The sequence below is a fragment of the Prosthecobacter fluviatilis genome (genome assembly GCF_055388355.1).
Genome location: NZ_AP043782.1, coordinates 3,137,373 through 3,153,973, shown reverse-complemented (window position 1 = coordinate 3,153,973; position 16,601 = coordinate 3,137,373). Strand labels below are relative to the sequence as shown.

At 59.9% G+C, this 16,601-nt stretch carries 11 protein-coding genes; 2 read left to right on the top strand and 9 right to left on the bottom strand.

All coding sequences use genetic code 11. The features are described from left to right. Window positions 1-36: 36 nt before the first annotated feature. Both ACZ5WW_RS12100 and ACZ5WW_RS12095 read left to right on the top strand, forming a co-directional pair. Window positions 37-2,343, top strand: coding sequence for a hypothetical protein (locus ACZ5WW_RS12100; RefSeq protein ID WP_377167863.1), 2,307 nt, complete (start codon window positions 37-39; stop codon window positions 2,341-2,343). Window positions 2,344-2,401: 58 nt separating this feature from the next. Next, window positions 2,402-3,910 (top strand): sulfatase-like hydrolase/transferase, encoded by a 1,509-nt coding sequence (locus ACZ5WW_RS12095; RefSeq protein ID WP_377167860.1) that lies wholly within the window; start codon window positions 2,402-2,404, stop codon window positions 3,908-3,910. Between the two features lie 586 nt (window positions 3,911-4,496). Here ACZ5WW_RS12095 and ACZ5WW_RS12090 read toward each other — a convergent pair. From ACZ5WW_RS12090 to ACZ5WW_RS12050, 9 genes are all read right to left on the bottom strand, one after another. Next, window positions 4,497-6,491 (bottom strand): FG-GAP repeat domain-containing protein, encoded by a 1,995-nt coding sequence (locus ACZ5WW_RS12090; protein WP_377167857.1) that lies wholly within the window; start codon window positions 6,489-6,491, stop codon window positions 4,497-4,499. Window positions 6,492-7,052: 561 nt separating this feature from the next. Beyond that, window positions 7,053-7,499 (bottom strand): nuclear transport factor 2 family protein, encoded by a 447-nt coding sequence (locus ACZ5WW_RS12085; RefSeq protein ID WP_377167854.1) that lies wholly within the window; start codon window positions 7,497-7,499, stop codon window positions 7,053-7,055. After that, window positions 7,496-8,410 carry a hypothetical protein gene (locus ACZ5WW_RS12080; RefSeq protein WP_377167851.1) on the bottom strand — a complete coding sequence of 305 codons (915 nt, stop codon included), beginning with the start codon at window positions 8,408-8,410 and terminating at the stop codon, window positions 7,496-7,498. Before ACZ5WW_RS12080 ends, ACZ5WW_RS12085 begins: the two co-directional genes overlap by 4 nt. Beyond that, window positions 8,407-9,174 carry a DUF2334 domain-containing protein gene (locus tag ACZ5WW_RS12075; RefSeq protein ID WP_377167848.1) on the bottom strand — a complete coding sequence of 256 codons (768 nt, stop codon included), beginning with the start codon at window positions 9,172-9,174 and terminating at the stop codon, window positions 8,407-8,409. Before ACZ5WW_RS12075 ends, ACZ5WW_RS12080 begins: the two co-directional genes overlap by 4 nt. A gap of 20 nt (window positions 9,175-9,194) precedes the next feature. Then, a complete protein-coding gene (locus tag ACZ5WW_RS12070) occupies window positions 9,195-9,971 on the bottom strand; it encodes an alpha/beta hydrolase family protein (protein ID WP_377167845.1) in 777 nt (258 codons plus the stop codon). An 11-nt stretch (window positions 9,972-9,982) separates the two neighbouring features. Then, window positions 9,983-12,013 (bottom strand): SUMF1/EgtB/PvdO family nonheme iron enzyme, encoded by a 2,031-nt coding sequence (locus ACZ5WW_RS12065; RefSeq protein WP_377167842.1) that lies wholly within the window; start codon window positions 12,011-12,013, stop codon window positions 9,983-9,985. A gap of 26 nt (window positions 12,014-12,039) precedes the next feature. Next, window positions 12,040-13,284 (bottom strand): sialidase family protein, encoded by a 1,245-nt coding sequence (locus ACZ5WW_RS12060; RefSeq protein WP_377167839.1) that lies wholly within the window; start codon window positions 13,282-13,284, stop codon window positions 12,040-12,042. Window positions 13,285-13,291: 7 nt separating this feature from the next. After that, window positions 13,292-15,487, bottom strand: coding sequence for an RICIN domain-containing protein (locus tag ACZ5WW_RS12055; RefSeq protein WP_377167836.1), 2,196 nt, complete (start codon window positions 15,485-15,487; stop codon window positions 13,292-13,294). Window positions 15,488-15,547: 60 nt separating this feature from the next. Continuing rightward, the gene (locus ACZ5WW_RS12050) at window positions 15,548-16,546 is read right to left on the bottom strand and encodes an alpha/beta hydrolase fold domain-containing protein (protein ID WP_377167833.1); all 999 of its coding nucleotides are present in this window, start codon (window positions 16,544-16,546) and stop codon (window positions 15,548-15,550) included. Window positions 16,547-16,601 lie beyond the last annotated feature (55 nt).

The window sequence follows — 16,601 nt, the reverse complement described above, 5'->3', positions numbered from 1 at the left end:
TTTTTCCTCCCGAATCTTAAACCGACTCCCGAGACCATGTCCCTGTATGCTGCTCTAAATCCCTTCACCTCCACCAGTGTGGGCGAAAACGACTTGTGGAACGCCGCCTCCTTCATGGACGTGCCACACATCCATTCGGTCCCTTTTGACTCGCTCCGTGTGGTGGAGGACCAGGTTCGCGCTCAGCATCGCAGCCAGGTCCGCTTTGTGCGCGGTGCGGGCGGTTCTGGAAAGTCTCACCTCTTCTCCCGGCTGCGTCGTGAGTGTGCCGACAGCATTTTTTACGCTTATGCGCCGAATCCGCCGCTGCAGCCCGAGGCCTTGGAAAATTTCATCCTCTCCCGCTTTGTCAGCAGCATGCGCCATCCCGCCCGCAGCAGGGAGGGCAGGGAGGCCCCCTACAGCCAGCTCCGCCTGCTCGCCTATGCTCTGCTCAAGCCCGTCGTCGAGCAGGACTTCACCTTTCCCCAGCTTCACGAGGCCTGGGCCTCGATCAGGCTGGAGACCCGCAAGGACATGATCCACCAGGCCGTCCAGCTTCTGGAGGCCGAGCATCCCATGGTCCCTCGCAGCATCCTGCGCTGCCTGCTCAACATCCTGAGAGACGACAAGGAGCATCTCGCCGCGCAGTGGCTCTCCGGTGCCGCTTACCTCACCGAGGCCGAGCTGAAATACCTCGGTGTCGTCGAGCCTCTCGCCCGGGCGGAGATGGGCATCGTCATCCAGCTTTTTGGAAAGCTCGCCGCCCAGGCTGGCGCCCCCGTCGTGCTCGTCCTCGACCAGCTTGATCTCGTCGTCACCCAGCCGCAGCTCGATGAAATGCAGCGTCTGCTCTTCGCTCTCATTGATCAAAGCCAAAACTGGGTCGTGCTCATCGGTCTCGTGGCCGAGCGCTACGCCGCTTGGGATGCCGCGCTCACCCAGGCCCTGCGTGGCCGCGTGGGGGTTCCGGACTCCAATGCCCCGCTCGGCTTCCGCCTCCCGGTCATCGACGTGCTGCCCATCGCCAGTGAGCAGAAGCGTCTGCTGCTCAGCTGCCGCCTCGAAAGTCCCCCTCTCGTGGAGCAGCGTAAAAAAGACGGCATCACATCCTCCATCCATCCTTTGCAGGAGGAAGACATCGCGCGTCTCACTGCCGGTGGGGCCATCTCACCGCGCCATCTGCTTGCTGCGGCGGCAGAGGTTTACGCCATGCGCACCAGCACTTCGTCGCTGCCGCCGGAGGTGGTCGCCGCAGTGAGTGTTCAGCCAGTGGTCGCCCTGCCGCCTCCCGTGCCACAGCAGGTCATGCCTGCTCAGTTCAGAGCACCTGTGGCGGTGGCAGTTCCGGTGGCGGAATTCGCCGCCGCTCCTGCTCTCGCTGCCATCCCTGCGCCTTCCGCAGTTCAGCTGCCACCGCCCCCCGCTTTTCTTCCTGCCGTTTCAGTCGTGCCACGTCAGAGCCTCGCAGAAAAGGTGGACTCCCTCCTCCAGGACGCCGTCCAGGCGGCCAAGGCCGAGGCAGGCTCCCCGAGCGCCATCGACCTCGGTGAGCGCACCCGCGACCTCATCGAGCTCATGGTCGCTCCCACCGTGACCATCAGCGAGGGCGATATCCGCAAAACCTATGATAACTTCGACGGTGCTGACCGCTGGTTCCAGTGGGGCGGCAGTCAGGTGCGTGTTGTCACCAGCGATGCCATGCGCGGCAGTTTCATCGCCGTGCTCGAGCGGCTCAAGGAGGCCGCTGGAGACACGCTGCTTCTTCGCAATGACATCGCACCCGTCTCCGGCCAGCTCACCATGGAGCTGCTCAATGCCTTCAAGGCAAAGAACATCTTCCATCACATGCCCGCCTCGGAGGCCGCCGTGCTTTCGGCCCTTGGTCGCATGCTGGCCGCTCAGCGTGAAGGCTCCTACGACCAGCTCGCCACCGAGCCTCCTGCCACCAGGGAAAACGTGCTCGCCGCTCTGCGCGGACACCCGCTGCTTCGCGGTCTTAGGCTTTGGGACATGATCCAGAAGGCCCATGCCCCCAAGGCCGCGCCTCCCGCGCCTCCGCCCACCTCCGTGCTGTCCTCCATCATCCGGCAGCCCGCACCCGTCGTCGTCGCCGCCCCTCCCGTCGTGGCCGTCGCACCACCGGCGCTCCCTGTGGCCAGACCGCAACCTCCGCCGCTGGCCGCTGGCATGGTCAAGCCCGTGGCCAAACCGCCGTCCGCGCCCATGTCCAAGCCAGTCGCCAGGCCCGTCGCACCGCCCACGGCCAAGCCGCCCGCGCCCCCTGCAGCCAAGCCGCCCACGGTCATCGCACGCCCGCCCATGACCAAGCTGCCCCCTCCCTCGCACGGCACCGCCGCCTGAGTCACTTGGCATGCTTTTAAGGCTACAAAGCCATGGTGCGTTACGTTAACCGCGCACCATGAAAGCATTCGTCGTCCTCCTGCTCTGCACCTTCGCGTTTCAGCTTTTTGCAGCGGAGGCAAAACGTCCCAACATTCTCTTCATCTACGCCGACGACCAGTCCACCAAAACGGTGGGCTGCTATCCCGGCTCCTGGCCCTGGGTCAAGACGCCCAACATCGATGCCCTCGCTCAGAACGGTGTGCGCTTTCATGCCGCCTACCTCGGCTCCTGGTGCATGCCCTCCCGCGCCACCATGCTTACCGGGCGCTTCCCGCATGGCATCGAGTCCATGTCCATGGAGGGCAAATACCCCGGCAGCACGTACGATCCCAAACAATGCCCTTTCATCCCCGCAGAGATGCGCAGGCAGGGCTACCACACCGCGCAGATCGGCAAATGGCACACCGGCACCGACACCGGCTGGGGCCGCGACTGGGACCACCAGATCGTCTGGAATCGTCCCCTCCATCCCGAAAACGCCGGCGCCTACTATGAAACGCAGATCATGAGCGTGGACGGCAAGGAGCAGACCATCGAAGGCTATCCCGCAGACAACTACACGCAGTGGTCCGCAGACTACATTCGCGGCAAAAATCGCGACACCGCCAAGCCCTGGTATCTCTGGGTCTGCTACGGCAGTGTCCACGGTCCCTCCACGCCCGCCAAACGCCACAAGGGCACCTACAAAAACGCCGAGGTTCTCCTCCCCACCGACATTTTCCCCCCACGCCCAGACAAGCCCGACTACCTCAACAAGACTCAGGCATGGTTCAAAGGCTCCGACGGCCACCCCATGGCAGGAAAAGGCGGCGAAGCCTTTGGCGAAAGCAAACGGGGCAAACGCTTCGACGACTGGGTCCGCCAGGTCAACGAATGCGTCCCCGCCATCGATGAAGGCGTCGGCCAGCTCATCGCCGCGCTCAAAGAATCAGGGCAGTACGAAAACACCCTCATCATCTACACCGCCGACCAGGGCTTCTCCATGGGAGAGCACGGCTTCCGCACCAAGCTCGCGCCTTATGACGCCAACTACCGCTCTCCGCTCATCATCAGCATGCCCTCCCGCTTTCCCTCTGGCAAAGTCTGCGCCGCCTCCGTCAATGCTCCTGATCTCGCCGCCACCTTTCTCTCCATCACCGGCGTCAAAGTCCCCTGGCAGACCCACGGTCGCGATCTGATTCCCCTGCTCGAAAAACCCGAAACCGCATGGCCGCACCCCTGCTACTACGAGCACATGGGCAACGAATACGGTTCCAAAGTCAGCCAGACCATTCTCACCGGTGCCAAGCAGGACAACCATCAAGGCGTTCCCCTCTACAGCGCCGTCGTGCAGGATCAGTTCAAGCTCGTCCACTACCTCGACGGCGTCTCCGGCCAAGAACTCTACGACCTCAAAAACGACCCCGATGAACTCAAAAACCTCATCAACGATTCCTCCCAAGCCAGCCGCATCAGTGAACTCCGCACCGCCATGAAAGCCGAGCTCAAGCGCACCCAGGCCGGCTTCATCGACTTCGTGAAGTAGCCCTGTTCCTGCGGAACAGGGAGGCCCTCCGCTTCATCCCAAGCCTCCTCGAACAACCTCAGTCCTCTCCCAGCATTGTGCCCCCCAAACCTGCACCGACATCGTGAAATAAAGCACGGCCCCACTCCGGATCGTAGGATGGGTGTGACGACAGCCCGCCCGTCCACCAGCGCCCTCTCATGCTCACATCATACTCGCCCGTCCAGCGTGAAGTGGTCCGCACTCTCCGAGTGCGGTTCTCGAAAGTCGCCTCCGCAGAAAACCAGCTCAAACCCATAGCTGCAAACCAATCTCTGCGAAATACGCTTCCATTCTATTCGCTCCCGAACCCGCACCAGCTCCAACGGGGCTGAGGATTTAGCCCAGGGCGCTGCGCAGCAAGCCCTGGGTCAATCGCGCAAGAACCCGGGGCAGCAAACCCGGCGCTCTGCCGCACCACGCCGGGTTCCAGCAGCGTCTGCACCGAGTTCCGCAGCATGCTTTTGCCGCGGACATCCAAGCGCACATGGTATGATCGTAGTCTCCGCAAATCATGGCAGTCGTCTCTGACATACAGACCCGTTTACGACTGCGCATCGTGTAAACCTCAAGGCTTCAGCTGCAGCTTCTTCCCCGGCAGCAGAAACATCCTTCCCGCCTCATTGCAGATCAGCAGGTTTGGCCCATCACCACCCAGCATCGTGCCCACAGCGCCTGTCTCATGCGCGCCACCGGGCTGCACCACCTTGCCCTCCTCATCCTGAAACGTCAGCGGCCTCGCAAAGCGCATCGCTTCATTCGTTCCGCTGTTCAGCATCACCAGCGGCGTGCCCAGCGTCTTCTTCAGCTTCGCAGGCAGCGCGGAATCCACCAGCTTCCCCACCAGTCCGCCCACCACCGGGTTCTGCCCCAGCGCCGCCATCGGGTAGCCCGTCTCACGATCAGGAATGCAGCACACACGTCCCGTCCCGATCACAAAATCCAGTTTTCCATCCTGGTTCCAGTCAAAGAAGTCCAGCTTGCAGCGCCCGCTCATTCCACCCACGCCGCCGCTCGCACCTATTGGCTTCCCATCCTCCAGCAGCAGTTTCCCGCCGTCCTCCACATTGGAGTCATCGATCCGCCAGTACAGGTGGAACTGATCATCCCCGTCCACGATGGCCAGTGCCACACGCTCACCCACCTTCGCCAGCGCCGCACGGCACCGCCACATGCCGTGCAGATCCATCCCGTCACAATAGATCGGATGCGCCGCCTCCAGCTTCGGCTCCGTCTTCGTGCCACGATTCATGTAGATCATGTAGTTCCCCGTGATGTCACCCGTGATCAGATCCGGCAGCTCATCCCCGTTCCAGTCGATCACATTCGGCGAGAGGTACCCCCATCGCGCTTCCTGCAGCCCCTGCAGGCTTCCCGCATAGCCCGCTTGCACCTGAATCTCGCGCCCACCCGCCTTCACGCGCGTCGCGGGTAGAAACGTCGGCGCCTCGTTGCTGCCGGTGTTTTTAAAGAACAGCACAAACCCTTCCGAATTTCCCGCCAGAATGTCCAGCACCCCGTCCCCATCCCAGTCCACCGTTGTCGGAGAGGGCAGCGTGCCGGCATAAAGGTCCGCGTTTTCCTGCAATACCGAAACCGGCTCCGTAAAAATCGGCACCCCTGCTTTCGTAAACTTCCCCGTGAACCGGTAAAAATACAGCGATCCCTCCCCACACGCGATCAATCCTCCGCCATACGCGCACACGCTCGGGTTGATGCTCGGATGCCGCAGCGCATTCCCATCCTCACCCGCGATCAGCCGCTTCCTCTCCAGCTCAAATCCGCTCGGCGCTGTGTTGTGATAATGCACCAGATTCCCCTGCCGCGATCCCGTCACCACATCCCGCTCGTGTCCTTCCCCCAGGTTGATCGCCGTGATGCCATGCATCGAAAAATACACCTCGTTCTTCGTCGCCGTGATCTGCCTCGCCTTGCCGTCCGCCGTCACTCCCATCAGATAGCGATATCTCAGCTCTCCCACTGCAATGCCCGATGAGTTGTACGGCCGCCACTCCTCCGTGTTCGGGCTCCCCTCCGCTCCCTTTCCGCCGTTCGACATCTCAAACGCCAGATCATATCCGCCATCCGCATTCACCAGCACCCCCAGGCTCCCAGGCGATTTCACCGCGCCCGGCAGCTTCGTGCGTTTCGTTTCCCGAAACTCCACCTTCTCCCGGTCAAACTCCGTCGTCACCACCTCATCCTTGTCGATCCATAGCCCGACGATCGCACCATCCTTCCCCTGAAACACACTCCCCTTGTCCTTAAACGCGCACTTCACCTCCACCGGCTGTGCAAACACCGGCGCTCCCGTCTCAGCGGTGTCCACCCAGCGAAACAAATGCACCGCCTGCGGTCCGCCGTAGCCCGCCACAAACAAATCATCCTCTCTCCCCCCAAACACCTTCGCATGCCCCAGTACATGGTGGTTCAGATTCACCAGCGCCAGCGGCCCGCGCCCATTCTTCGCCGCCGATGCCAGCGCCTTCGTTCCCTTGGGCAGATGAGGTTCAGCAGCCAGGCAGGCAGTGGCAAGAAAGGGGAGAAGAAAAAGCAGTTTCATTTCAAATTAAAGTCACCTCAGACCAGAGTCCTTGGCAATCGCCCCTAACGCTCCGTCTTCCACCCCGTTATCCAAGATTATCCCTCGTCACAGGCACAATCTTGAACCCCGCATGCGCATCTTTGACTCGAAGCCCTCACGCTCACTACACTCCTCATTTCGTCCTTCGAATAGACTCGTGCCATAATGCATTGAAAACGGGTCTGTTTTGGAGCCAATGAAAGTTCGGCTTCTGTAGTAAAGACGTTGTGTTCAGGTGGCGATTCCAAGGCAAATCAGGCAGCCAGTGCTCGCGTGCCTGCCATACGTAGGATGGGTGTGGCGACAGCCCGCCCGTCCATCAGCGTTCCGCAAACATCGGTGCTTGCGAACACCCTCGTGGTCGGGTGATATGGCGGAGAGCGCATTGGAGCAAAGAAACGGTTGCGACGCCAAACACATCCAGCCTGTTGCCGGATGTGCCACGCCGCCCATGGCGGTTGATCCTCTCCTAACCAGTGCGCTTTCGTATTGATCCCCACATGCTCTTGGCACTGCACATGTCGTGCGTTGCTTCAAAATCTACTTCGCAGTCCCCGGCGGCGTCAGCTTGCACGACTGCCACGCCAGAAACCGCCACTTGCCTTCCTCAAGCCTCCATACTGCCAGAAAGGCCAGCGTTGGTTCCAGGGTGCCTGCCTCCGTCCCAATCTTCAGCTTCGCGCTCCCCGTCATCAGCGCGATCCCCGGTGCTGGAAACGTAAACTTCCTCTCCACATAGTCGATCTCCTGGTACTTCGTCTTGCCCGCCACCAGTACATCAATAAACGACGTCTTTGTGTCCACCACACCCGTCGAATGAGCGTAGCGCAGTTCATCCGAAAAGATGGCTCCCAGTTTGTCACGCTCCGGCGCTTTCATCGCCGCCACACGCGCATCATCCGCCGCCTGCACCGCGGCCACCGGCGCCTCTTCGGCAAAGGAGAGGATTGAGATCAGGCAGATGAGAGAGGTCAGCAGTGTCTTCATGGTTTGGATGTTTGGGAGGTTAGTTGTTTCACAATAAAATTCCAGATGTCGTCATACCCTTTGGTGGGATGACCCGGATACTTCACATGGCAGACGGCCCCTGCCGCAAGCGCCAGTTTCTGAAATCCGACAGCCCATGCCGGCGAGTGCACATCGTAGTTGTTCTGCGTCAGGGGCTTGTGCACTTCAGTCTTCTTCCCGTTGGTGTCGATCTTGGTCTCCACGATGTCCTCCGGCTTGGTCATTCCCCACTCGTTCTCAAAATACATCGGCGCGGCATTCTGGCTCAGCAGCCAGTCCGGCGACCACTTCTTGATGACCGGCAGCAGTTCATCGCGGCGCTTCAGAGATTCCTCAAAGCTGCAGCCCAGTGCCGGTGCGCCCCATTGCACTCCTGGCACCCATTCCTGCATCCGCTTCGGGTCGATCGTCGGCTGGCAGCGATACGCCGCCACGCACGTCACCAGTTCCGGTGCCTGGCACCCCACATACAGCGCCGGCAGCGCCCCCTGCGATCCCCCGCCCAGCGCGATTCGCTTCGGATCCAGCTTCCACCTCTCCGCATTCTCCACCACAAACTTCACCGCGCTCATCGCATCTTCCAGCACATACGAGATCGGCTCCTTCACCTTGTCCGCCGTCGCATCCTCCATCGTCCTCACCTCCACCGCGATCACGGCAATCCCATGCGGAAAAAAGCGGTTCACATCCACCGCGTGTTTGGACGCCTTCCAGATCCCGCCAAACCAAATTAGGGCGGGGAAGGGGCCCTCTCCCTTCGGCGGCACATGAATGTCGATCAGCTGATGCGCATGCGCTCCATACGGCACGTCTGCATGCGTCGGCTTGGGCGGCTCCGCCCCATGCGCTACAGCCATCGCAAACGCGGCAATCAGTAAGCAAATTCTCATGGCTGTTTCGCTTGGGTTTTCTTCAGATACTCAGAGGGCGTCATAAACTGAACGTTCTTCGATTTCAGAAACTCAATGATCCCGGTAAACCCCGCCCAGCGCTTGTCATCCCATTGATCAGGATGTCCCTGCAGCACCAGCACCTCCTTCTTCGCCGCCTTCGCCTCATAGAACGTTTTAAACTTCTCCAGGTCTGGCACAAACGTCGGGTTCTCCAGTGCCATCACACGCGGGATGCTCAGCCGCTTGTAGTACTTCGGCTTCTCAGGTCCATACAGCCAGATCGTCACCTCCGGCACCAGCTCCATCGCTTCATCCGTCGCCTCCGTGGTCCCGCTCCAGTGCGGGCCAAAGGCCGGCAGTGTGAATCCCAGCTTCTCCTTCGCCAGCTTTTCCCCCTTCGCCAAAATCGCCCGCTGCTCCTCAGCCGTCCCATGCTCAAACTCACCCGGCTCGCTCGCTGTCTTCATGTGGTAGCCGTGCATCCAGAACTCAATCTGCCCCGCCGCCTGCACATCCTTCAGCCACTGAAAATACATCGCATTGTCCTTCTCCAACGACTCCGTGATGATCCCAAACGACCCCTTGATCTGATTCGCCACCAGATAGTCATGCACCTTCAGCCACCGGTCTGAAACCGGCTTCGTTCCCACCCTTCGTGCAATGACATCATCCAGCTTCAGCAAAATGATCTGCTGGGCTTGTGCTCCGCAGGTGAGGAGCATCCAAAAAACAGCGCAGTTAAAGAGAAGGGTCCGAAGCATGGTGCAAAAAATCAAGGCGCTCAGTGATCGGCGTGTTTCAAAACAAAGTCCACCAGCTCCCGACACTCAAAAAATGAAGGTCCTACCTTGTGCCCCTCTCCAGGAATGACCTTCACCTCGATCTGCCCCCCGCCTGCCTTGTACCGTTCCTGCAGAAGCGAGGTGTTCAGATCCAGAGGCACCACCACATCCGAATCCCCGTGCACCGAAAACATCGGCACCTTGTTCGCCAGCAGCCCCTGCAGATTGTCCACCGGATTAAACTCCCTCAGCCTCGCATTCAGCTCCTCTTCAGACAGGCCGTAGTCAGCCAGCGTCTGCACCTTCGAGTTCTTCATCGGCCAGCTTGCCAGATTGCACACCGGATAAATCCCCACCCACGCACGCACCTTGTCCGGATTCCGAAACGCCCACGCCAGCGTCATCATCCCGCCCCGGCTCTGGCCCAGCAGAATCGGCTTTGGCGAGTAGCCACGCCTCACCATCTCCTCATAAAAAAGCGAAAACTTCGCCGTGCTTCCTGGCGCACCCCTCACCTCCCCCAGATCATAACCCGCAAGGCTGATCCCCGCCTTCATGAAGGCATCGAAATACATCTTCCGTCCCGCCAGAGACACGCCTTTCAAAGTCGGCGCATACCACACCCACGGCTTCCCTGGCGCTGATGCAGGGGCCGCATAGAGGAATGCCTTGTTTCCTTCGACATCAAAAGTATCCGCCATCCTCGGCAGATTGTCCTGTGCTATCGCAGACAGTGTGAGACCGGTGACTAGGGCGAGAAAAATACGGGTGTTCATACAAAGAGAGATCAAGGCAGGGTTTTCAGCCAAGCGAGATTTAAAACATAATGGTTCTTGCTGGTGATGAGCTGGATGTTTCCATCGCGTGTCTGCGTCGCAGAGAGGTAGCCGCACGGCTCCGCCATTGTGTCACTGAGCGTGAACATCACTCGGTCAATCCCATTCACAGACTGCTCCTTGCCTCCGGGTGTGATCAGCCGGCGTACCGGCCACGACTTGCCCTCATCAAACGACACCGCCGCAAACATTCCGTATCCCTTGAACTCTCCTGCCTTGGAGGCAAACATCATCCCCTTCCGGTTCTTCCAGTCACGCCATTGATCCGTAAAGCTGCACAAAAGAATGCCCCCTTCTTTCAGGCGGATCATCACCGCACGTTGCACGCTGCTGATCGCCGGAAATTCACTGGCGGCATAGCTCCAGGTCTTCCCCAGATCGCTGCTGTAGCTGATCGGAGTTTTCATCTCAAACTTCGCCTGATCCTCAGGCGGATCATTGCGGCTGAACGCCATCAGCCGACCGTCATTCAGTTGCACGATCGGCGCATGAATTCCGGGATGGCGGAATCCTTTGCCACCCGGCCTGAAGTCACTTGCTCGCTTCTTTACATCGTTAAAGCCCCACGTCTTGCCCTCATCACGGCTGAAGACCAGGCTGCACTGCCTCGAATCATGCGTGATGACCATCGTCCCATCTGCGAGTCGGATCATCTGATTGCCAAACTCACCACCCGGCTCCAGCAAAAGAGGCACAGACCAGCTCGCGCCGTTGTCTGTCGAAGTCCTCACCAGGTTTTCATCACGACCTTTCACCAGATGGTACAAGGTCGATTTCCCATCCCACCAGATCTTCGGCCCATGGTCGTTCACATCCGCACCATCCCAGAAGGGCGATGCCGGTTCCCATTCGCTGGCACCGCGCCGCAGACGGCTCGCTACATTGCAAAGCTCCGCGCCTCCTTCATCCACGCAGGAGTACCACACCGCCAGCAAATCACCGTTTGGGCACTCCGCGATTCCAGGGCTGTGATTGTGACTGAAATAAAGCGGTCCAAACGAATCCTTCTCGATCTTCACATACGGCTTCGGCCCCATAAAGACCGGCCTCTGCTGCTTTGCCGGCACAATCTCCGCCACCTCCTGGCTCACCTTCTGCGCATTCAAAGGCGGCGGTGCAGGCGACAGCATCTTGCCCGCAGGCATCTCCCCCATCACTACACGAAACCCCACCCGGTTGCTGCCAGTCTGCGGCAGCCAAGCCGCGCGGTTCGCCGAGCGCAGCATGCGCACAAAGCTGGAATGATGCCCGCCTCGGAAGACACGGAAATCCCCCGCACTCCGTCCCAGCGGATCCGTCTGCTCACCTGCTTCATAAGGCCCGTGCCAGTCCAGGCACCATTCCGCCACATTCCCATGCATGTCATGCAGCCCCCAGGCATTCGCCGCCGTCTGCGCCACCCGCAGTCCGGTCTTCGCCCCTTTGCGGTAGGGCGGTGGCATCGTGCCAGTCGTGAAATAGCGCTCCGCATAGCCGATGTCGCTCCACCACGGCTGAAAGCCATCCGGCAGGCTGTCGCCGGTATGAAACAGCGTCGTCGTTCCCGCCCGGCACGCATACTCCCACTCCGCCTCCGTTGGCAGCCGGTAGGTCTTGCCTTCTTTCTTCGAGAGCCATTCGCAGAACTTCACCGCCTCATCCCACGTCACACCACTCACAGCGGTATCATCAGACTCCTTCGCATGAAACCCCGGCACGTATTGCCGGTACTGCCCCACAGTCACCTCGGTCACGCCCATTTGAAAAGCCTGCGTGATCACCACCCGATGCGCAGGCTTCTCATCCCAGTCCGCATCATCAAACTTCTCCGGATGCTTCGTCATCTTGTAATCCGCCGCCGGTCCATTCTGCCCCATTACAAATGACCCCGCCTCAATGCGCACCAGCTTCATGCCGATGGAGTTCGTGATCGTATCCGCTGCCAGCCCCGTGAATGAGGCAAGCAGGAAAGCCGCAAGGCAGGCAGGTGTTTGGTATCTCATGTCAGTCATCATGTGTGATTCTCCCACTAGGGCTTCGTTTTCCCCCGGCTCTTCTCAAAAGCCTCCTCCATCAGCTGCGGCTCCCGCGTGTGGTGCACACCACCCTGCGCGTCCGCCAGTCGGTTGATTACCTGTTTCAGTTTGCTGCCTTCACTCACCAGCTTTCCAGCCTTGATGTCAGCCTCCGTGACCTTCGCAAAGAGGATCTCCTGCTCTCCCAGTTCATAGCGCCCTCGGTCATACGTCACATAGATAAAACCATTCGCTCCCTCAGTGCCGTCGGGGTAGCTCACGTGCTTGCGCTCATCCAGTAAGAGCTTGTGTGGCCAGCTCTTGCCATCGTCCTCAGACAGCATTGCCGTCATGCGGTCACGTCCGCGCGGCACATCATTCACCACCATCAGCAGGGCGCCGGATTTGAGCCGCCGCAGAAAGAAGCGCGTGTTCACCCCGCGTTCCTTCGTAAACGGCCCCTCGTTCACCCAAGTCGCTCCATGATCAAATGACTCCGCCTGCGCAATCCCATACGTCGTCCGCGCCATCATCAGCAGGCTGCCATCCTTGCGCTCCACCGCCATATGCTCCGCAAAGGACACATCCTTCACGCTTAGCTTCGAGAAAAATTCAAAACTCTTTCCCTGGTCGTGCGACACATAAAACTGCGTTCGCGTTCCCTGTTTAACCTCCTGGCTGTTGTCGATCGGCCGCAGCCAGGCTCCGTTGGACAGCACCGTCGGCTTGTTCAGCCCCAGCCCAAAGCCCGCAAACACAGGCGCATTCCACTTGGGCATCGGGTCATCAGGGTTCTCACAGCAGAATCCCCACTCCGAGCGGATGCCATCCGCATGTTTCACCTTCAGAATGCGAAACACAAACCACCACAGCCGCCCCTGCGGATCGATCCACACGTGCGGATCCCCCGTGCTCCCGTCAAAGAAAGTCGTTGGATCATACACCGCCACTGGGTCCGACCACGTCACTCCGTCATCGCCACTGGTCACCAGCAGCGCGTAGTTCCCGTTGCTCCCTTCGCTCAGCGGCCCCGCATACCACGTGGCCCACAGGCGGCCCTTCGCCGTTCGCTCGATGCTCGGTATGCCCTGCCACGTCCGCAGTCTTGGAAAATACCTCGGCCCCGGATCCACCTTGATCACCGGCGGCGTCTTCGCGGTGATGCCATAATCATCCGCCGAGAGCACCGCTGTCTTGGGCGTCTCCGCTGAGACGGTTGCTGCCACGAGGGCAAGCAAAATCAGAAAAATAGGTTTCATCGTCAGCTCACAGCTTCGTCCCGTTCATCTTCGTCCACGGGCTCCACGCCCCCATCGCATGCTGCAGGATCTTCCGCTTCCAGATCTTGTTCATGCAGAAGGCATACAGCGTGTCCTTGTCCTTTCCGCCGATCGCCACTGCCGTCACACGGCTGCGGTCCGGCACAGGCAGAATGATCTGCGTCGGTCCATCATCCGCACTGATCTGCACCCCGCTCTTCGTTGCAATGAACTGCCGTCCCTCGATCGAGTAGCACAGGCATTCCGGCCCCGCGTCGTCATCCCAGTCCGCCACATGCAGATGGAAAAAGCGCTCCTTGTTCTTCAGCGTGCCATCGTCATTGATCTGGTAGCTGTACGCCCACTTCGAGTGTCCTTCAGCCACAGACAGCAGCCACTGGTCAGGCCGGTACGCCATCCCCGTCGCAAACTTGATCCCCCTGTCCAGCAGTGTCTTCTTCCCGTCCTTGATCAGCCACACCGTGCCCTCTTCCCTCGGCTTCTCACCGTTGGTCGTCACGTACAGGTTGCCGTTCGGCATTGCCAAAATCGAATGCCCCAGAATGTCCTCCATCACCACGCTGCCAGCTCCAGTGGCATCAAAAGACATCAGCTTCCCCGACTTCTCCGAGATCGTGTACACCTTCCCATCCACACCCACGCTCACACAGTGCGCATTCACATCCTTCGCGAACTCGCTCACCTTTCCGTCCAGTTCAATGCGGTGGATCTTGTTGTTGCTTGTGTCCGCAAAGTACACCTCCCCCTTCTCATTGCATGAAGGTCCGCGCGTGCTCTTAAAGCCCTCCGCCAGCAGCTCCCATCCTTCGCCGGGAATGATCACCTCTTGCGCTCTCGGCGCACTCGGTCCCGCCTTCACACGTTCCGGCCAGCCCTTCCACAGAAAGGCCATCGCCTCCAGATAGTTCTCTGCATACCCCGCCACATGGCGTCCTTCGATGCTCCGAAACTGGTAGTCATACCCCGAAAACTTCAGCGCCTTGTCCATCTCCAGATCCAGCAGATACCAGTCGCCCGCGCAGTTCTCCATGTCATGCGTCGCTGTCGTCAGATACGCACGGATCGGCTTCGCTTCAAACTTCCGCACCATCGTCGGAAACTCATGCCCGCCACGGAAGGCCACCCAGCTCCCGCTCGCCGCATACACCCTGCTGAAGGCCTCCGGCCTGTGCCAGGCCGCTGTAAAGGCCGCGATGCCCCCGCTGCTCCCGCCCGAGATACATCGGTCATTCCCATCCGTCGAAAGATTCAGCCCAAACTCCTTCGCCACAAACGGCAGCAGCTCGTCGTGTAGAAAGCGCACATTCTCATCGCCCACACCATCATACTCCAGATCGCGATTCCGCCGGTCCACCGTCCCCTTCATCGGCGCTGGCAGCGTGCCCGGCTTCACAAAGACGCCAATCGTCACCGGCATCTCCTTCGTCGCGATCAGCGTCTCCATGAAGGTCTTCTCGCGTGGATTGTACCCGTCGGTCTTCACATACACACACGCAGGCTTGGTGCCGTCATACTGCGCCGGGATAAAGACCGTCACATCACGCACCGTGCCCGGAAACACCTTGCTCTGGTTAAACTGCGTCTGCTTGATCGTCCCCGGCAGAATCTCCTCCGGCTTGATGGCCACCGGCACATACGATGGCGCAGCCGCCTCTGTCGCCGCACCCGCGATCCCCGTTCCCGCCAGCGCTTGAATCTGCCACTGCAGATGCTGATCGCCCGGCCTGTGCTGCCAGAGGTCGATCTTCGCCCCGGCCTCCTTCTTGCCTCCTAAATGATCCAGCCCCATGCCCGGCGCATGCTTGGGTTCCAGCGCATAGCTCCCGTTTTCCTGCTTCGTGATCGACCACAGCTGCGCGTCTGATTTTCGATCCTTTTCTACAATGATCCTCTCTCCGTTTTTCTTGCCATCATTCGCCACCGTCAGCACCAGCTCCTTTTGCGCCACAGGCATCAGTTGAAACCACCCATCCCCATGCGGCTGAATGACCCACTTCTGATTCGCCTCACCCTTCGGCTTTTGAATCGAGACAATGCTTCCGGCTTTGGCCCCCTCGGTTGCCTCCAGCACATACTCCGGCGCACTCACAGGCACGAGCTGAAAAGCTCCCCAGTCCTCGGCTCGGGTCACGGTGGTAAAGGCCGCCAGCAGCAGCGCGGCTCGTGTGGTAAATCTGATCATGGTATGTTGCGTTGGGAGTGATGATGAAAGGTCAAAGCACATGGCTCACAGAGACCGAGGCTACTTTGTCGGCGCCTCCACCGCCACATCCGCTTCAGGCACCAGCACGATCGGCACGTCCGCACCTTTGAGGTGTTTGTCGAAAAAGTTCTGCATCAGCTGGATCACGGCAGGTTTGCCAAACGCAGGCCCGCCATGCCCGGAGCCCGGCAGCGTCTGCAGCCACGTCTCCACCCCCTGGGCCTTCAGTGCGTCGGCAAACTCCACGCTCTGCGCATACGGCACCAGCGTGTCATGCGTGCCATGCAGGATCAGGAAAGGCGGGTTGTCCTTGCTGATGTAGTGCACCGGACTCACGGCTTCTGACTTCGGCTTGTCATCCAGCCTCGTTCCGATCAGCTCCGAATACGGATCCTTCGGCGTGTTAAACTCAAAGATGTTCTTCACATTTTTGTCCTCCGCCGCCTGCTGCACCACCGTGCTGAAATCCGACGGCCCAAAGATGTCGCACACCGCCTGCACCCGGTCAGACTGCTCCTCATTCCCGCCAATTTTAGGAAACACATTTTTCCCGCCCGCCGTGCCCACCAGCGACGACAAATGCCCGCCCGCCGAGCCGCCGATCACCCCCACATGCTCAATATCCAGATTGTACTTCCTGGCATGCGCACGCAGCCAGCGTATCGCCGCCTGGCAGTCCTGGATCTGCGCCGGAAATTTCGCCTTCTGGCTGAAGCGATACTCCACGCTCGCCACAGCATACCCCTTCAAAACCATGCCCGCCACCCCGCATGGAAACTTGCTGCCTCCCATCCACCCCCCGCCATGGATGTGCACGATCAGCGGCATCGGTTTCTCCGCCGCCTTCTCAGGCAGGTAAAGGTCCAGTTTCTGCGCCTCGTCTCCCTGCGGAACGTAGGAGATGTCTTTCTCCATCTTGATCCCCGCCGGCAGGCTCGGTGCCTTGCTCTGCGCAAACGCAGAATCACACGCCAGCAAAGCAGCACAGGCTGCGACAATCACACGGCAGGTAGCCGGGGAGAAAAAAAGAGTTTTCATGAGTGCTACCTCAAACGCTCCACATCGCCCTTCCTAGCGGAAAAGCGGTCGAGTT

Coding starts and splice junctions, on each gene's coding strand:
- ACZ5WW_RS12100 (WP_377167863.1), top strand. CDS start 37: ATGTCCCTGTATGCTGCTCTAAATCCCTTCACCTCCACCAGTGTGGGC.
- ACZ5WW_RS12095 (WP_377167860.1), top strand. CDS start 2,402: ATGAAAGCATTCGTCGTCCTCCTGCTCTGCACCTTCGCGTTTCAGCTT.
- ACZ5WW_RS12090 (WP_377167857.1), bottom strand. CDS start 6,491: ATGAAACTGCTTTTTCTTCTCCCCTTTCTTGCCACTGCCTGCCTGGCT.
- ACZ5WW_RS12085 (WP_377167854.1), bottom strand. CDS start 7,499: ATGAAGACACTGCTGACCTCTCTCATCTGCCTGATCTCAATCCTCTCC.
- ACZ5WW_RS12080 (WP_377167851.1), bottom strand. CDS start 8,410: ATGAGAATTTGCTTACTGATTGCCGCGTTTGCGATGGCTGTAGCGCAT.
- ACZ5WW_RS12075 (WP_377167848.1), bottom strand. CDS start 9,174: ATGCTTCGGACCCTTCTCTTTAACTGCGCTGTTTTTTGGATGCTCCTC.
- ACZ5WW_RS12070 (WP_377167845.1), bottom strand. CDS start 9,971: ATGAACACCCGTATTTTTCTCGCCCTAGTCACCGGTCTCACACTGTCT.
- ACZ5WW_RS12065 (WP_377167842.1), bottom strand. CDS start 12,013: ATGAGATACCAAACACCTGCCTGCCTTGCGGCTTTCCTGCTTGCCTCA.
- ACZ5WW_RS12060 (WP_377167839.1), bottom strand. CDS start 13,284: ATGAAACCTATTTTTCTGATTTTGCTTGCCCTCGTGGCAGCAACCGTC.
- ACZ5WW_RS12055 (WP_377167836.1), bottom strand. CDS start 15,487: ATGATCAGATTTACCACACGAGCCGCGCTGCTGCTGGCGGCCTTTACC.
- ACZ5WW_RS12050 (WP_377167833.1), bottom strand. CDS start 16,546: ATGAAAACTCTTTTTTTCTCCCCGGCTACCTGCCGTGTGATTGTCGCA.